Here is a 15,242-nt window from a genome sequence, read left to right as displayed (position 1 = left end):
GCAGGCACCGCCCACCACAGACCGGGCACCGGGCGGCGGCCGTTTCACCCCCCTCCCTGCCCTCCCCCGCAAGGGGGGAGGGTCGCGAACGGTGAACTTGGCGCTTCATCGGTCGGCGGGAGAGGGAAACCGCCGCGCAAAGAATATCCTCCCCCGGGCGCGGGAGAGGATCGGGAGGGAAACGGCGCAGCGGGCCTGCCCGCGAACCGGGGGCGGTTCGTCGTTTCTCTCCCAGCCCTCTTCCCCGTGCGGGGGAGAGGGGCGATACCGAGGCATAGGATTCGGCCTGCGCGCTCCCAAAGACGCCTGGCCCTAGAGGGATTATTCTGGCGAACGCCAGGCGATCAAGATCAAGACGACACGGGAGACGACCATGCAGACCTATCAGCCGCCGCTGCGCGACATGCGCTTCGTGCTCCACGAACTGCACGGCAGCGACAATCTCAAGGACATGAAGGGCCTGGAGGAGATTACCCCGGACCTCATCGACGCCGTGCTGGAAGAAGCCGGCAAGCTGGTCACCGAGGTGCTGGCGCCGCTCAATGCGGTAGGCGACAGCGAAGGCTGCAAATATGAGAATGGCGTTGTGCGCACGCCCACCGGCTTCAAGGACGCCTATGCCACCTATGTGGAGGGCGGCTGGAACGGCATCGCCTGCGATCCCGAATGGGGCGGCCAGGGCCTGCCCGCCAGCGTGACCAAGTTCGTCGAAGAGATGATGTGCTCGGCCAATCTCTCGTTCGGCCTCTATCCCGGCCTCACCCATGGCGCCTATCAGGCCCTCAACAGCCATGCGCCGCAGGAGCTGAAGGAGCGCTTCCTGCCCAAGATGGTGGAGGGCATCTGGTCCGGCACCATGTGCCTCACCGAGCCCCATTGCGGCACGGATCTCGGCCTGTTGCGCACCAAGGCCGAGCCCCAGGGCGACGGCAGCTACAAGATCACCGGCTCGAAGATCTTCATCTCCGCCGGCGAGCATGATCTGACCGAGAACATCATCCATCTGGTGCTCGCCCGCCTGCCGGACGCGCCCAAGGGGGTGAAGGGCATCTCCTTGTTCCTGGTGCCGAAATTCCTGCCGAAGGAAGACGGCACCCCCGGCGCGCGCAATGGCGTGCTGTGCACCGGCATTGAGCACAAGATGGGCCTGAACGGTTCGGCCACCTGCCAGCTCTCGCTGGAAGAGGCCACCGGCTGGCTGGTGGGCGAGCCCCACAAGGGCATGCGCGCCATGTTCACCATGATGAATTCCGAGCGCCTGTCGGTGGGCACGCAGGGCCTCGGCATCGGCGAAGCGGCCTATCAGAGCGCGGTGTCTTACGCCAAGGAGCGGCTGCAGGGCCGGGCGCTGACCGGGGCGAAATATCCCGACAAGCCCGCCGATCCCATCATCGTCCATCCGGACGTGCGGCGCTCGCTCATGACCATGCGGGCTTATAACGAAGGCTGCCGGGCGCTGTCGGGCTGGGTGGCGCGCAATCTGGATCTGATGGAGCGCTCCAACGATCCCGACGAGCGGCAGAATGCGGAGGACTTCACCGCGCTGATGACCCCCATCGTCAAATCGCTGTTCACGGATCTCGGCTTCACCAACGCCTCGCTGGGGGTGCAGGTCTATGGCGGCCATGGCTACATCCGCGACCATGGGGTGGAGCAATATGTGCGCGATGCCCGCATCGCCATGATCTATGAGGGCACCAACGGCGTGCAGGCCCTCGATCTGGTGGGCCGCAAACTGCCCGCCCACATGGGCCGCTATCTGCGCAGCTTCTTCCATCCGGTGCTGGCCTATATCGATGCCAAGCTCGATGACGAGAATCTCGGGCCTTTGGTCGGCCCGCTGGGCAAGGCGTTCGGCGCCCTGCAACTGGCCACCGGCCATATCGCCGAGAAGGGGATGAAGGACCCGGACGAGGCCGGTGCCGCGGCCACCGATTATCTGCGCCTGTTCGGCCTGGTGGCCCTTGGCTACATGTGGGTGCGCATGGCCGAGATCGCTTATGCCAAGCGGGCGGAGGCCAATGGGGACGCGGCCTTCTACGAGGCCAAGATCGTCACCGCCCGCTTCTTCATCGATCGCCTGCTGCCGGAAGTCGCCGGCCTGTGGGGCTCCATCAAGGCCGGCAAGTCGGCCATGATGGCGCTCGACGACGCGGCCTTCTGAGGCCGCAGGCGCCACGGCGCGCATGTCCCCCGCCGCGCCCGGCGATCCGGGCGCGGCTTCTCCTTTACGCGGATTGATCCATGGCCGACCTCGCCACCCTGATCGACAATCTCACCGATCGCGCCGACACGCTCGCCAGCCTCGGCCACACGGTGCGGTTCGAACTGACCGACACCAAGGAAGCCATCCTGCTGGACGCCACCGGCCCCGCCGTCACCGTCACCGAAAGCAGCGCCGAGGCCGATGCGGTGCTCAAGCTCTCCACAGACACGCTGGACAAGCTGATCTCCGGCAAGATCGGGCCGATGCTGGCCTTCTCCACCGGCCGGCTGCGCATCGAAGGCTCCCAGGGCGTGGCGCTGAAGCTGGCGGGCCTGCTGGACCAATAGCCCAGCGATCCGCGGCGGCACTTATATTATCTGCGATGACGATCGCCTTGAGAAGAAGGCGGGATGCCCGGCGCCACCTCATCGTGGGTCGGCTTGACGCACGACCCGCCGAGCCCGCAGCGCCCACGGTCAAGGCAATCCGCGCGACGTTTCTCCTTCCGACGGCCATGGACTGTGCTCCCGGAAGGGCCAAAATGTGCAGATCGTCGAACGGCAGGTGGGGGTGAGCTGCGGGCGGCGCGTGGGGCATTTCTCCGCCCGCAGCTCGGGTTCCCCGTCCGTCCCGAGCTTGACGATGCACCCGGGAAAGACGGAGCCGTGTATTCGGCGACCAGGTGGCCTGCCCGCCGGGCGTGTGATCGATCTGCTGTTAATCCTTCGGCTTATTCAGATAAGCCAGCGTGAATTGCTGAAGATATTGGCCTTCACGACCCAGCCTTGCCGCTGAAGTTGGCGTTTTGCCAGATCAGAAATTCCTCCAGATACCCATATTTCCCGATTGGGCGCCCCTCCGCCATTGCCACGCGGTGCCTCACCGAGACTTGAGAGCTGACTTGCATTCGGCGGGGTCCAGAAGAGTTGGTCCGACGTCAGGAGAGCAATCTTCTTGCTATCACCGAACGAAAAAATCGGAATGCCGTGAACGATTTCTGCATGGGCAACAGGCCCACTCCCAAACGGCTGCGCCGACAGATAGCTCAAAGTCTGCAATGCGAAGAACGCATCGTGCCTCGTTGGACTCTCTGCGATGAAGGCGACAATATTTTCAAGACCAGCCACACCGGACAAGCCGGTGAGGTATCCAACGGCGAGCGTTCTTTCGGTTGGAGTCAGTTTATCGCTCAAGAGGAATTTCTTGATTGTCGAATCAGAAATGTTCAGCTTTTGGAGCCTCTCCCGATTGACTGCCGAGATTTCGTCCGGCGCCATATCGATGGTCTGCGTCGTAAAGGAATCGACAAATCCAATACCGGAAATGACTGTGCCGGCCCCGCCGGAAACAAAGCCCAAGGCGCGTTTGACACTGAATGTGCCGGTCGCGGAATAGGACGCCATTTTGGTCAGCTCATTGGAGAGCGGGACAAAATGTGTGTAGGGGTCGACGTTGAGCGCCTGCGCAAGACGCCGTTTCTCTTTTTGTCTATCGACAAGTTTGTCAATCAGATCCTCGTCTTCCCGGCTCGGCTGCCATTTCTCCGGTTTGCCTAGGGTCGTGACGAATTCGCCCGCTTTCGAAAAGCCGCGTTGCACGGATTTGGCTTGACGTTCGACATTTGCGTAGGTTGCCTTCGAGGCTCCGGCGGGATTCGTGACCGCCGTAAAGACGCCCTTTACCGGACCGGTAACGGCATCGCCGGCTCCATGCACGAATTCCGCTGTCGGCGAATATGCCTTGAGGGCCTCCAGAGCGGTCAATTCCTGAATGTGTTTGCGTGCGAGAGCATCGCCGGTTACCGTATAATTGCCGCGCTCCGTTTCAAACGTGTAGATATTATACCGCCCGTTGCTTACTACGGTTGGATTTACCTTATAATTTGGTCCGACTTGAGAGTTCCCCAGCAGGGCGGAGGCGCTCCCGTCTTTCGGTTGCTCGCCCCTGGAGCCTGCCTTGGCAGATGTCGATTCCGCACCTTGCGCCGCTTCGGATTGATAGTCGAAGAACGGCTCCTGGCTGCCCTTGCTGGCACACCCCGCGAGAAAAAGCAGAAATGCAATCGATCCGAACATTCTGGGTCTTGTCACCCCAACAGACGGTCTCGGACCAAACCCAGCAAAAGCTCTCTCATGCGTCAGTTCTGTCACGCTGAATCTCCGTTGGTGTCGAGACGAGCACATTGCCCCCCCCCCCGCAGCGACACGGATGAACTCGCTTGAAGGCGAAGGTCTCGCTCGGAACTTGCGCCGGGTGCGAAACGCTATTGGCTGGCAGCAACGACGTCGCGCGGCTCGAAATGTCCTCGGCGAACGCGCAAGCGCGCCCGGCGTAGAGATGTTGCCGCGTCGTCGCGTACGAGGTTCATGCACCCTCGGATGTTCGAACACTGCCAAGCCTTGTCTGCGAGCCCATTGCAGCGCGGCTCATTCCGCGCTGAGGTGTCGTGCACCTTGCGCAACAAGATGCAATACCGCATCTTATATGCAGGGGCGACTGCCCGCGTCAATAAGATTCACGTCCGCATCTTATTGAAGAGGATAGAGACGAACGTCATGGAAATGCAGAGGCGATGACGAAGGCCGAACGACGTCGTGGCGCCGAGCTCGAAGAGGCGGTGCTCGACGCTGCCTGGACGGAACTCGCGGAATTCGGGTACACCGGCTTCACCCTGGAAGGGGTCGCCAAGCGGGCCGGTACAAGCCGACCCGTCCTGGCTCGACGCTGGCCCAGCCGAATTGCGTTGGCCACGGCCGCGATGGCGCACTGCATCGCGGCCAATGCGATCAGCGTACCTGATCTGAAGAGTGTTCGAGACGAGTTCGCCTATCTGCTCCGGCAATGGTCGAACCGGGGCGTACCGCTGCTGCTGCGTCTCTTTCTCGAGATGAACGCGGAACTTTCGAAAAATGATTGCAGCCTCGCCAATGTCCGAGAGGAGATTCGCAGACGTGTCGCTGGCAGGGACCTCGTCGCCCAAATCCTGGAGCGGGGGGTCGCGCGAGGCGAAATCGATGCAAAAAAGATCACGCCACGCATCGCAGCTTTGCCGGCAGACCTGATGCGACACGAGGTCATCATGACATCCAAGCCAATCTCGGACCCCGTCATCGCCGAGATCCTGGACGAGATCTTCCTGCCTCTCGTGACCGCGCGGAGGTAGTCGTGAGATACTATGCTTCCGACACGGGCAGCGGCTGCTGGGCCTTGTGCGCGGCGATCCATTTGTGGATCTCGCGCACATGCTCGCTTTCTTCCTCCACGAACTCCTTGGCCAGGACCTTGATTTCCGGGTCCGTCGTGGTGTCCAGAATGCCGCGATAATAGTCCAGGCTGGCCTGCTCGGCGTCGCGGGCGATCTCCAGCGCCTGCTCGCGGCCGATGAACGGATCGGCGGCCCAGATCGCCGCCGCCTCCGGGCTCTCCAGATCCGGCCACAGATACTCGTCCGCCTTCAGGGCGGGAATGTCGCGATACTGGGAGCGCGCCCGGGCATCGGCCAGATGCAGGCGGGAGTAATGCGACAGCCGCCGGAACAGCGACGCCACCTCGCGATTGCCGCAGCTCTGCATCACATCGGCCAGCTCGCCGAAGCGCAGCGCTGCCTCCTCCTCAAGCTTGACCGCATAGGCCAGGAAGTATTCGACCGTATCCACGCGTCACCTTGCCAGATCGAGTGAGGTTGAATGCGCCGGGCGAGGACGAGACCTCCCGCGGCGCGCCATGGGGATCCATGCGGCCAGATCCATGCGGTCGGGCCGCGCCGGGGCTCAGGCGTCGGCGCCGGCCTCTTCATAGTGGATGATCATTTCCTCTTCCCGCACGATGAACTGGCAGGCAAGGCGGAACGGCGGCGCAACGTCGTTGACCTCCGCATCCTTGATCTGGTCGCGGGTGATCTTGCCGAGATCGCGCAGCTTCGACTTCTCCCGGTCGGTCAGGGCAATGGCCATGCGCGGCTGGCCGACCACATATTCGATCTGGATCAGGCACGAGCCGCATTCGCCTTCCTGGCACTCATAGGCGATCTTCACGCCATTGGCGCGCGCCACGGCCAATACCGTACTTGTATCGCCCGCGACGGCATAGACACGCTTATCTTTCACCGTCGGCGACCTGAATGTCACGATGGGCATCTCTCTTCTCCGTATACTTGTCGATATCTCTTCGAAACACTTCGGTTTCGAACACGACCGTTGCCATCGCAACAGAATTCTACATTCATGTCTGGTTAGAGACATGCGATGTCGGATCGTTTTGCGACATTATTACTTGAGCAAAAAGCGTGCCACTGCATACATCTCCCCGGCCCCACCCGCCAATGCGGCGGCACGCGGGCAGGCAAGGATCGGTGAGGTTGTGCTCCAACGATGGCAGCGCGGCAGATACCGACGCCTCATCATGGCACTGCTCAGGCTTTTCTGTAACAGACCCCAAGTCCGGTGACACAAAATCTCAATATATGGAAGCTATGCTTACGCTAAGATCATGTTACCAGCGGCATCAGCATCTGCACATCTGCCTTCCCTTGAGTTGCCGTGATCCAACCCTGTTTGTTAATGTGTGCAATCGCGCACGGGGGCCTGGAAAATGGACGGCAGGATGATACAGTGCCGCCGTGGTGACGAACCCCAATGTCCCCTTTGGAGAGTTCTATGAGATCAGCGATTTTCGGGGCGCTTTTGGCGGCGGTTTGCGCCGTCGGCGGCGCCAGCGCCCAGACGGCCAAGCCGGCTGGAAACATGGAAGAAATGAAGCCGGCCAACTGGCTGTTCGTCCAGGTGGCGGATTCCGTGGTGGTGGATGAGAAGACCATCACCCTGAAGGGCGTCGCCCCGCAGACCCTGATGTTCGCCGACCGCCCCGAGCGCATGACGGGCGATGCCCCGACCGCGAACTTCGTGAAGTTCTGGAACACCGGCAAGGACAGCTTCCAGAAGGACGCCCCCAACGCCACCCTGGCGGTGACTGTGGACGGCAAGCCGGCGACCGCGGTGGTCGAGCTGACCAATCCGGTGATCACCGGCGACACGCTGACCTACAATTACAAGGTGCTGAGCGACGACAAGCCCATGTCCGGCACCAATGCCAGCCTGTTCATCGACTGGTGGTACGGCTACGGCCCCTATTGGCATCCGGGTGGATGCTGGCGCGGCCCCTACGGTGGCCTGCACTGCCGTCCCGGCTGGTGATCACCGGCTGATCTCACCGCGGCCTTCGCTGCGGTCCCAAACAAAAAGCCCCGCCCGGCTGAGCCGTGGCGGGGTTTTCTTTGCCCTGGCCAGTGTACCGGCCCGGTCAAGCCGGACCGGACGCGAGCCGCCCTCAGGCGACGGTCAGGCCCACGTCCACATTGCCGCGGGTGGCGTTGGAATAGGGGCACACCTGATGCGCCTTGGCCACCAGCTCTTCCGCCTGCGCCCGCTCGATGCCGGGCAGCGAGATCTGAAGCGCCGCGGTGATGCCGAAGCCGCCCTCGGCGCGGGGGCCGATGCCGATGGTGGCGGTGACGGTGGTCTCGGCCGGGATGCGGACCTTTTCCTGGCCGCCCACGAACTTCAGCGCGCCGAGGAAGCAGGCGGAATAGCCCGCCGCGAACAGCTGCTCGGGATTGGTGCCCTCGCCGCCGGCGCCGCCGAGTTCCTTCGGGGTGGCCAGCTTGACGTCCAGAACCCCGTCCTGGGTGACGGAGCGGCCATCGCGGCCCCCGGTGGCAGTGGCCTGGGTGGTGTATTTCACATCAACGGACATCTCGAACTTCCTCCGTTTGAACCGGCTTGCGCAGCCCTTGTCGCCGCGCTCGCACCGGCCTCGCTCCGTGGCGAGTGACGCTCTTTTAGCGCGCAATTAAATTGTGTCAAATCTTTTTATCGAACGCCTTGTCCGGAGGCGGTCGGCGGGGCGCGGCGGCCGAAACGGGGGGCAGGCCCACAGACCCCGCTGGCGTCCCGCGCCCACGAGCTTGTAAAGATACCTCCATGGGAGGAGCGATCATGGATGCACCGGTTCTTATCGTTGGCGCCGGCCCTGTCGGGCTGGCATTGGCCGCCGAACTGGCGCGCCATGGGGTTCGCGCCCGCATCATCGACAAATTGCCGGCGCCGTCGCCCTACTGCCGCGCCATCGGCGTCACCCCGCGCTCGCTCGAACTGTTCGAGGACATGGGCGTGGCGCGGGAGATGATCGATGCCGGCCTGTGGATCGAGGGCATGCGGATGCTGCTGCCGGGACAGCCGCCCCGCGACCTGCGGCGCGACCTGTCCGATCTGCCCTATGCCGCGCTCGGCGTGCCCCAAAACGAGACCGAGCGCGTCCTGACCGCCCATCTCGCCCAGTTCGGCGTGACGCCGGAACGGGGCGTCACGCTGCTGGATCTGGCGGAGAGTGAAAGCGGGCTGAAGGTCGTGCTCGAAGGGCCGGACGGCCGGGAAACGGTATTCCCCCGCTTCGTGGTCGGATGCGATGGGGCGCACAGCGCGGTGCGCAAGGCCGTGGGCATCGCCTTTGAAGGGGAGGCGTGGCCTTATGACTTCATGCTCGGCGACGTGTCCATCGCCTGGGACGTGCCGCGCGGCCTTGCGGTGTTCGCGGTGCATCCGATGGACGATGCGCCACCGGATCTGTTCGTGGCCGTGCCCCTGCCCGAACGGGGGCGCTACCGCGTCTCCGCCATGGCGCCCGCGCACCTGGCGTCACCCGCCGGCGGCGGCACCGGTCACGGCATCCAGGAGGACCGGGCCGGCGCCGGGCTTGCGGACCTTCAGGCGGTGGCCGACCGGCTGCTGCCGGAGCCGGCACCGCTCAGCGACATGCGGTGGTCGTCCATCTTCCGGATCTCCATGCGGCTGGCCGCGCGCTATCGAGCCGGCGCTGTGTTCATCGCCGGCGACGCCTGCCACATCCACCCGCCGACCGGCGGCCAGGGCATGAATACCGGCGTACAGGACGCCTATAATCTCGCCTGGAAGCTGGCCCTGGTGGTGAAAGGCGCCGCGGAGCCGGGCCTGCTGGACAGCTATGAGGCCGAGCGGCGCCCGATCGCGGAGGCGGTCATCGCCCGCACCACCGAGGAGAGCCTGAATTTCGGCAAGCGCGGCGCCGGCGACCGCCTGGCCGATACCCAGATCCGCGTGACCTATCGCGGCGGGCCGCTCTCGCCCGCAGCCGAGGGCGCGCTTTGCGCCGGCGACCGGGTGCCGGACGTCCAGGGCCTGCGCCGGCATGGGCTGGGCTTCGATGTCCGGCTCTTCGACGTGCTCAAGGGTACGGGCTTCGTGCTGCTGGTGCCCGTGCGGGAGACGACGGCCGCCGTGGAAGCCCTGGCCGGCGACCTGCACCGGCGCTGGCCGCACCAGATCCGCGTCGTGGCCGTGGTCTCGGACGGCGCGCCGGAGGATGAACCGCCGGGCGTCGAAGTGCTGATCGACACCACCGGCGCCTTTGGCAAAGCGTTCGGCGATGCGCAGGCGTGGCTTGTGCGACCGGACAATTATCTGGGCTGGAGCGGTCCCGCCGCGGACGCGGCGACGTCCGTGCCACACTATCTCCGTGAGGCGATCGGACTGATATAAGCCGCGCCCCGCCGCGCGGGGACAGGCGCCGACGTCGCAATCGACCATGCGCAATGGGCAATGCGCAATCGGCGATATGCCGTTCGATGTCCTTGCCGGTGCGCCGGTCCTCGAAGTGGATCCCGATCGGCCCGAAACCGGCTCGCAGCCCCTGCGCTCGTCTCGCGAACGAGGTCGTGCGCCGGGTCACCCCCTTCCCTATGGAGAGAGGCGTCCGCGAGGCCTGCGCCACCGCCGCCGAACTATTCGCGCCCGCAATTTCTCGCCCCCAAGGGCCGGCTCCCCCAACGTGACCCCCTTGCCTCGCAAATTGTTTCGGCACACCAGTTTGCCATCGCCCTGCGCCACCGCCCGTCGGCCAGGACAATCGAGAGGCCAACAATGCCCCCAGCCCAATCCAAAGCCCTGACCGTGCTGCGCGTGACCAGCGGCAATTTCATCGAGATGTTCGATTTCTTCCTGTTCGGCTTCTACGCCACCTATATCGCCGCAGCCTTCTTCCCCGTGGCCAATCCCTTCGCCTCTTTGATGCTCACCTTCGGCACCTTCGGCGCCGGCTTCCTCATGCGCCCGCTGGGGGCGCTGGTGCTGGGGGCCTATGTGGACCGGATCGGCCGGCGCAAGGGCCTGATCCTGACGCTCGCCATCATGTCCTGCGGCACCCTGCTCATCGCCTTCGTGCCCGGCTATGCCACCATCGGGCTGGCGGCGCCGATCCTGGTATTGATCGGCCGCTTGCTGCAGGGCTTTTCCGCCGGCGTGGAGTTGGGCGGGGTCTCGGTCTATCTGGCAGAGATGGCCACCCCCGGCCACAAGGGCTTCTATGTGAGCTGGCAGTCCGGCAGCCAGCAGGTGGCGATCATCGTCGCCGCCGCCCTCGGCTTTTTCCTCAGCGAGTGGATGGCGCCCTCGGTGGTGGCCGCCTGGGGCTGGCGCATCCCCTTCTTCATCGGTTGCGCGATCGTGCCGCTGCTGTTCATCCTGCGCCGCTCGCTGGAGGAAACCCCGGAATTCCTGGCCCGCGCCCATCGCCCCAGCACCGGCGAGATCTTCCGCTCCATGGCCACCAACTGGCGGCTGGTGGGTGCCGGCATGCTGCTGGTGGTGATGACCACCGTGTCCTTCTACATGATCACGGTCTACACCCCCACCTTCGGCCGCGCGGTGCTCAAGCTCTCCTCCGCCGATGCGCTGATCGTCACCTTCTGCGTCGGCGTGTCCAATCTGTTCTGGCTGCCGGTGATGGGGGCGGTCTCAGACCGCATCGGCCGTCGCCCGGTGCTGCTCACCTTCGCCGCTCTGACCCTGCTGACCTCCTACCCGGCCCTGGCCTGGCTGGTGGTGGACCCCACCTTCGGCAAGATGCTGGCGGTGCTGCTGTGGCTGTCCTTCCTCTATGCCAGCTACAATGGCGCCATGGTGGTGGCCCTCACCGAGATCATGCCCGCCAGCGTGCGCACCTCCGGCTTCTCTTTGGCCTATAGCCTCGCCACCGCTTTGTTCGGCGGCTTCACCCCGGCGGTGTCCACCTGGCTGATCGAAGCCACCGGCGACAAGGCGGCGCCGGGCTTCTGGCTCAGCTTCGCCGCCGCCTGCGGCCTGCTGGCCACGCTCATTCTCTACGCCCGCCATCGGGACGGCACCGCCATGGCCACCGAGCACTGAGCTTCGGTTCAAAATGGCCGGCCGCGCGTCACGCCGCGCGGTCGGCGCCTGCCAAAGCATCGGTGCGCACCGGGCGATTGGTGGCGATGGACTGGCACACCGCCTCCAGCACCGCGATGTTCCCCACCCTTTGCGCATCGGTGAACATATAGGGCGCCCCGGTCGCGATGGCGGCGGCGAACGCCTCCAGATTGGCGCGCACGGTATCGACCCAGGCATAGGTCTGAACGTCGCAGCGGCCATCGCGATATTGCACGGTGAGCGTGGTAGGCCCTGGCGTATCCGGATGGGTCTCGTTGCGCATCTCCACGAACGCCTCCGAGCCGAACACCCGCATGGCGATATAGAGCGGCGTCACCAGCACCGCATTGAGAAATCCCGTCGCCCCCGAGGCGAAGCGGGTGTTCACCGACACCACATCCCCATTGGCCCGGCCCGAGACCCCGTGCACCGTGGTGGCATAGACCTCGTCGATGGGACCGAACAGATCAAGGAAGCCGTCGGTCAAGTGAATGCCCATGGCGGTCATGCCGGCGGCGGGGGCATCCACCGGCGAGGCCCGCCAGTCGTTCAGCGGCACCGCCGCCAGCTTGTCATGGCTGAAATTGGCTTCCACATGCAGGAAGGTGCCCAGCGCCCCGGCCTGGAGCAGGCGGCGCACCTCGCCCATGGCCGGCTCATAGCGCCGCTCATGGCCGATGCCCAGCACCACGCCCGCCGCCCGGCAGGCGGCCACCGAGCGTTCCGCATCCGCCCGGTTGAGCGCCAGCGGCTTCTCGCAGAACACGTGCTTGCCCGCCGCCGCCAGCTCCAGCACCTGCCGGGTGTGCAGCGAATGGGGGGTGCACAGGATCACCGCATCGATGGCGGGATCCTTCACCACATCCGCCCAATGGGTGGTGAAGGCCAGCCCGTGCTCGGCGGCGAAGGCGGCATGGGCGTCCGATGTCTCCACCGCCGTGACGATCTGCAGGGCGTGTGCGCCCTGCATCCGTCGCACCATGTGTTTTCCCCACCAGCCCAGGCCGGCGATTGCGGCGCGCACCATGCGTTGTCCTCCTGTTCGGCCCTGTGCCGGGCCTTGGGTTCCAGGGACACGCCCCCGCGCGACCAGCGCGTCAGGCGTGTCCCGGATCGATGCCGGCCGAAGGCGCGGGCGTGGCAACGGTCTCCGGCAGCGCCGCCGGAGCCCAGAAGGCGCCGGTGCTGAAAATCAGCGGCTCACCGTCGCGATGGGTCACCCGCATCACCCGGCCGAGGAAGATCATGTGATCGCCCGCCGCGATCACCTGCTCGGTGCGGCATTCGAACCGGGCCAGCGCGTCGGCGATGAGCGGGCAGCCATCGAGGCCCGGGGTGTGGGCGATGGGCGCGAACTTGTCCGCGGCCGGGGTGGCGAAGTGGCGGCACAGCGGGGCCTGGTGCGTGCCCAGCACATTCACCGCGAACACGCCGGAGGCCACGAAGCTCTCCAGCGACGGCGCATTGCCCTTCAGGCTCCACAGCACCAAAGGCGGATCCAGCGATACCGAGGAGAAGGAATTGGCGGTCAGCCCCTCCAGCTTGCCGCCGGGGCCGCGGGTGGTGATGATGGTGACGCCGGTGGCGAACCGGCCCAGCGCGCGGCGAAAGTGTCGAGGATCCTCGGGCTGGTCGAAGTCGATCACATGCTCGCTCATGACCGCACTTTAGGGTGCCGGCCCCTGCGGCAGAAATGATATGATCTGCTCATCGGCATCAGGATTCATGATTGCGCCCCATGCATGATCTCGCCCCATGATCGAAAGCCTGCGCGATATTCGCCTGTTCGTGGCCGCCTATGAGGCGCGGTCCTTCACCGCCGCGGCGGAGCGCGAGAATGCCACCCAGTCCGGCGTCTCCCAGCACATCCGCAAGATCGAGGACCGCTTCGGCGTGCGCCTGTTCGCCCGCAGCGGCGGCGCCGTCTCGCCCACCCCTGCGGGCGACAGCTATTACCGCGCCTGCATCGAAGTCTTGCGGGTCAATGAGGCCGCCAATCGGGCGGTGATGAGCTATGGCACCGGCCTCGATGGCGAGATGGTGGTGGGCCTCATGCCCACCATGACCCGCAGCGTGCTCGCCCCGGCCTTGGCCACCTTCGTCGCCGCCCATCCCAATGTGGTGGTACGGATCGTGGAATCCTTCTCCGGCCCCCTCACCCAGCAGGTGCAGGCGGGGGATCTGGATTTTGCCATCGTGCCGCTCACCGCCGGCACCATCGGCCTGCGCAGCCGGCGCTTTGCCCGCACGCCCGAAGTGCTGGTGGCCGATGCGGCCCGCGGCCTGCCGCACATGATGCCGCTGCGCCTCGCCGATCTCGGCCCGCTGAAGATCGTGGTGCCCAGCCGCCAGAACGCCCGCCGCGCCCATCTGGAGGGCTATTTCGCCGCCAATGGGGTGCAGGTGGAGCGCTTGCTGGAGCTGGACGCCATGCTGGGCGCCCTGGACTTCGTGGCCCGCACCGACTTCGTGGCGGTGGTGCCCGGCCTGATGATGGCCACGGACGCCGCTTTGCCCGCCCCGCGCCGCCTGACCATCCACCCCCTGGCTGATCCGCCCCTGGCCATCGATCTGGTGTTGATCGAGCCCGCCCGCCGCACGCTCTCCCCCGCCGCCGCCGCGTTCCTGAGCGTGCTGGAGCAGGAGGCCCACGCCCATGACGCGGTGTGGCCGGTGCTGGAACAGCCGGCGGCCTGAGCCGCGGCTCAGCCGGGCGGCGGCGCCAGTGCCAGCACCGCGTCGAACAGCGCCTGCACCTGCGCCGCGCTCACATTGCGGGTGATGAACACCAGCCGGCTGCGCCGGTCGGCATCGGGCCAGGCGGTCAATTCCTCGGGCCGGGCGGCCAGATGGCGCACGAAATGCGCCGCCACCGGGCCGGCGCAGCCTTCCACATGCACCAGCCCCTTGACCCGCAGCACGTCGTCGCCGCGCAGGGCCAGCAGCGTCTCCATCACCTGGAGGAACACTTCCCAGCGGAACGGCGTATCAAAGCTCAGCACGAAGCTCTGGCACGACACGGCATCGGGACCAACGGCGGCCGGCGCGGCGCGAAACCCACGCGCACCGCCCGCGGCCACGGGCGCCAGCCAGGCCAATGGATCGGCGCGGAGATTTGAGGCCTCCAGAATCTCCGCGCCGGGATTGAGCGCGGCCACGTGCGCGCGCACCCGCGCCACCTGGGCCTCGGAGGCCAGCTCGGTCTTCGACAGCACGATGCGGTCGGCCAGCACCACCTGCTCGATCCATTCCGGCGGGGCCTGGCCATCCAGCGCCAGCACGCAATCCACCACCGTGACCAAAGCGCTGACCGCATAATGGCCACTGAGCGCGCGATCACCGGCCAGGAGCTGCAACACCGGGCCGGGATCGGACAGGCCGGAGGTCTCCACGATCACCCGATCGAACGGCGGCACCGCGCCGGTCTCGCGCTCCGCATAGAGATTGCGCAGCACCCGCTGCAGGTCGCTGCGGGCGGCGCAGCACATGCAGCCATTGCCGATGAGGCGCACATCCTCCGCGCTGGTGCGCAGCAGCACGTCATCCACGCCCAGTTCGGCAAATTCATTGACGATGACCGCGGTGCGCGCCGCATCGGGAGAGGCGAGCGCGGCGCGGATCAGGCCGGTCTTGCCGGCGCCGAGAAAGCCGGTGACCACCGTGACCGGCACCCGCCCGGCCCCCGGCCGGCGCACCCGCCGGCCGAACGGGCTGCCGCCGAACAGATCCGAGGGGCGCATGTCAGAGCCCGATGACGGGCGAGGACGGGCCTGCCCGAT

Annotated in this window: 14 protein-coding genes; 7 read left to right on the top strand and 7 right to left on the bottom strand. The window is 65.7% G+C overall.

Going from position 1 to position 15,242, the window contains the following annotated elements:
- Window positions 1–373: 373 nt before the first annotated feature.
- Entirely contained in the window at window positions 374–2,164 is a 1,791-nt protein-coding gene (locus tag AAG816_RS01345; protein ID WP_341987508.1) for an acyl-CoA dehydrogenase C-terminal domain-containing protein, read from the top strand.
- A gap of 80 nt (window positions 2,165–2,244) precedes the next feature.
- A complete protein-coding gene (locus AAG816_RS01340; protein WP_341987507.1) occupies window positions 2,245–2,553 on the top strand; it encodes an SCP2 sterol-binding domain-containing protein in 309 nt (102 codons plus the stop codon).
- A gap of 387 nt (window positions 2,554–2,940) precedes the next feature.
- On the opposite strand, the gene AAG816_RS01335 is transcribed toward AAG816_RS01340, so the two are convergent.
- Window positions 2,941–4,281, bottom strand: a complete 1,341-nt coding sequence (locus AAG816_RS01335; protein WP_341987506.1) for a hypothetical protein — start codon at window positions 4,279–4,281, stop codon at window positions 2,941–2,943.
- Window positions 4,282–4,778: 497 nt separating this feature from the next.
- Between AAG816_RS01335 and AAG816_RS01330 the strand changes: the two genes are divergently transcribed.
- Window positions 4,779–5,369: a TetR/AcrR family transcriptional regulator C-terminal ligand-binding domain-containing protein gene (locus AAG816_RS01330; RefSeq protein WP_341987505.1), complete on the top strand. Its 591-nt coding sequence runs from the start codon at window positions 4,779–4,781 to the stop codon at window positions 5,367–5,369.
- Between the two features lie 10 nt (window positions 5,370–5,379).
- Here the strand turns inward: AAG816_RS01330 and AAG816_RS01325 are convergent, their stop codons facing one another.
- Complete coding sequence (locus tag AAG816_RS01325; protein ID WP_341987504.1) at window positions 5,380–5,862, bottom strand: ferritin family protein; 483 nt, start codon at window positions 5,860–5,862, stop codon at window positions 5,380–5,382.
- Between the two features lie 114 nt (window positions 5,863–5,976).
- Entirely contained in the window at window positions 5,977–6,342 is a 366-nt protein-coding gene (locus AAG816_RS01320) for a 2Fe-2S iron-sulfur cluster-binding protein (RefSeq protein WP_341987503.1), read from the bottom strand.
- A gap of 519 nt (window positions 6,343–6,861) precedes the next feature.
- On the opposite strand from AAG816_RS01320, the gene AAG816_RS01315 reads away from it, so the two are divergent.
- Window positions 6,862–7,398, top strand: coding sequence for a hypothetical protein (locus AAG816_RS01315; RefSeq protein WP_341987502.1), 537 nt, complete (start codon window positions 6,862–6,864; stop codon window positions 7,396–7,398).
- Window positions 7,399–7,531: 133 nt separating this feature from the next.
- On the opposite strand, the gene AAG816_RS01310 is transcribed toward AAG816_RS01315, so the two are convergent.
- The gene (locus tag AAG816_RS01310; protein WP_341987501.1) at window positions 7,532–7,957 is read right to left on the bottom strand and encodes an organic hydroperoxide resistance protein; all 426 of its coding nucleotides are present in this window, start codon (window positions 7,955–7,957) and stop codon (window positions 7,532–7,534) included.
- Window positions 7,958–8,199: 242 nt separating this feature from the next.
- On the opposite strand from AAG816_RS01310, the gene AAG816_RS01305 reads away from it, so the two are divergent.
- On the top strand, window positions 8,200–9,777 hold the full coding sequence (locus tag AAG816_RS01305; protein WP_341987500.1) for an FAD-dependent monooxygenase: 1,578 nt from the start codon (window positions 8,200–8,202) through the stop codon (window positions 9,775–9,777).
- 381 nt (window positions 9,778–10,158) lie between these two features.
- The gene (locus AAG816_RS01300; RefSeq protein ID WP_341987499.1) at window positions 10,159–11,442 is read left to right on the top strand and encodes an MFS transporter; all 1,284 of its coding nucleotides are present in this window, start codon (window positions 10,159–10,161) and stop codon (window positions 11,440–11,442) included.
- Between the two features lie 28 nt (window positions 11,443–11,470).
- Here the strand turns inward: AAG816_RS01300 and AAG816_RS01295 are convergent, their stop codons facing one another.
- Both AAG816_RS01295 and AAG816_RS01290 read right to left on the bottom strand, forming a co-directional pair.
- A complete protein-coding gene (locus AAG816_RS01295; RefSeq protein ID WP_341987498.1) occupies window positions 11,471–12,490 on the bottom strand; it encodes a Gfo/Idh/MocA family oxidoreductase in 1,020 nt (339 codons plus the stop codon).
- Between the two features lie 70 nt (window positions 12,491–12,560).
- Window positions 12,561–13,121, bottom strand: a complete 561-nt coding sequence (locus AAG816_RS01290) for a flavin reductase family protein (protein ID WP_341987497.1) — start codon at window positions 13,119–13,121, stop codon at window positions 12,561–12,563.
- Window positions 13,122–13,218: 97 nt separating this feature from the next.
- On the opposite strand from AAG816_RS01290, the gene AAG816_RS01285 reads away from it, so the two are divergent.
- A complete protein-coding gene (locus tag AAG816_RS01285; protein WP_341987496.1) occupies window positions 13,219–14,160 on the top strand; it encodes a LysR family transcriptional regulator in 942 nt (313 codons plus the stop codon).
- An 8-nt stretch (window positions 14,161–14,168) separates the two neighbouring features.
- On the opposite strand, the gene AAG816_RS01280 is transcribed toward AAG816_RS01285, so the two are convergent.
- A complete protein-coding gene (locus tag AAG816_RS01280; protein WP_341987495.1) occupies window positions 14,169–15,203 on the bottom strand; it encodes a GTP-binding protein in 1,035 nt (344 codons plus the stop codon).
- Window positions 15,204–15,242 lie beyond the last annotated feature (39 nt).

The sequence above is a fragment of the Azorhizobium sp. AG788 genome (genome assembly GCF_943371865.1).
Classification (GTDB): domain Bacteria; phylum Pseudomonadota; class Alphaproteobacteria; order Rhizobiales; family Xanthobacteraceae; genus Azorhizobium.
The sequence above is the reverse complement of the archived record's forward strand: the minus strand, read 5'-3'. Positions and strand labels throughout refer to the sequence as shown.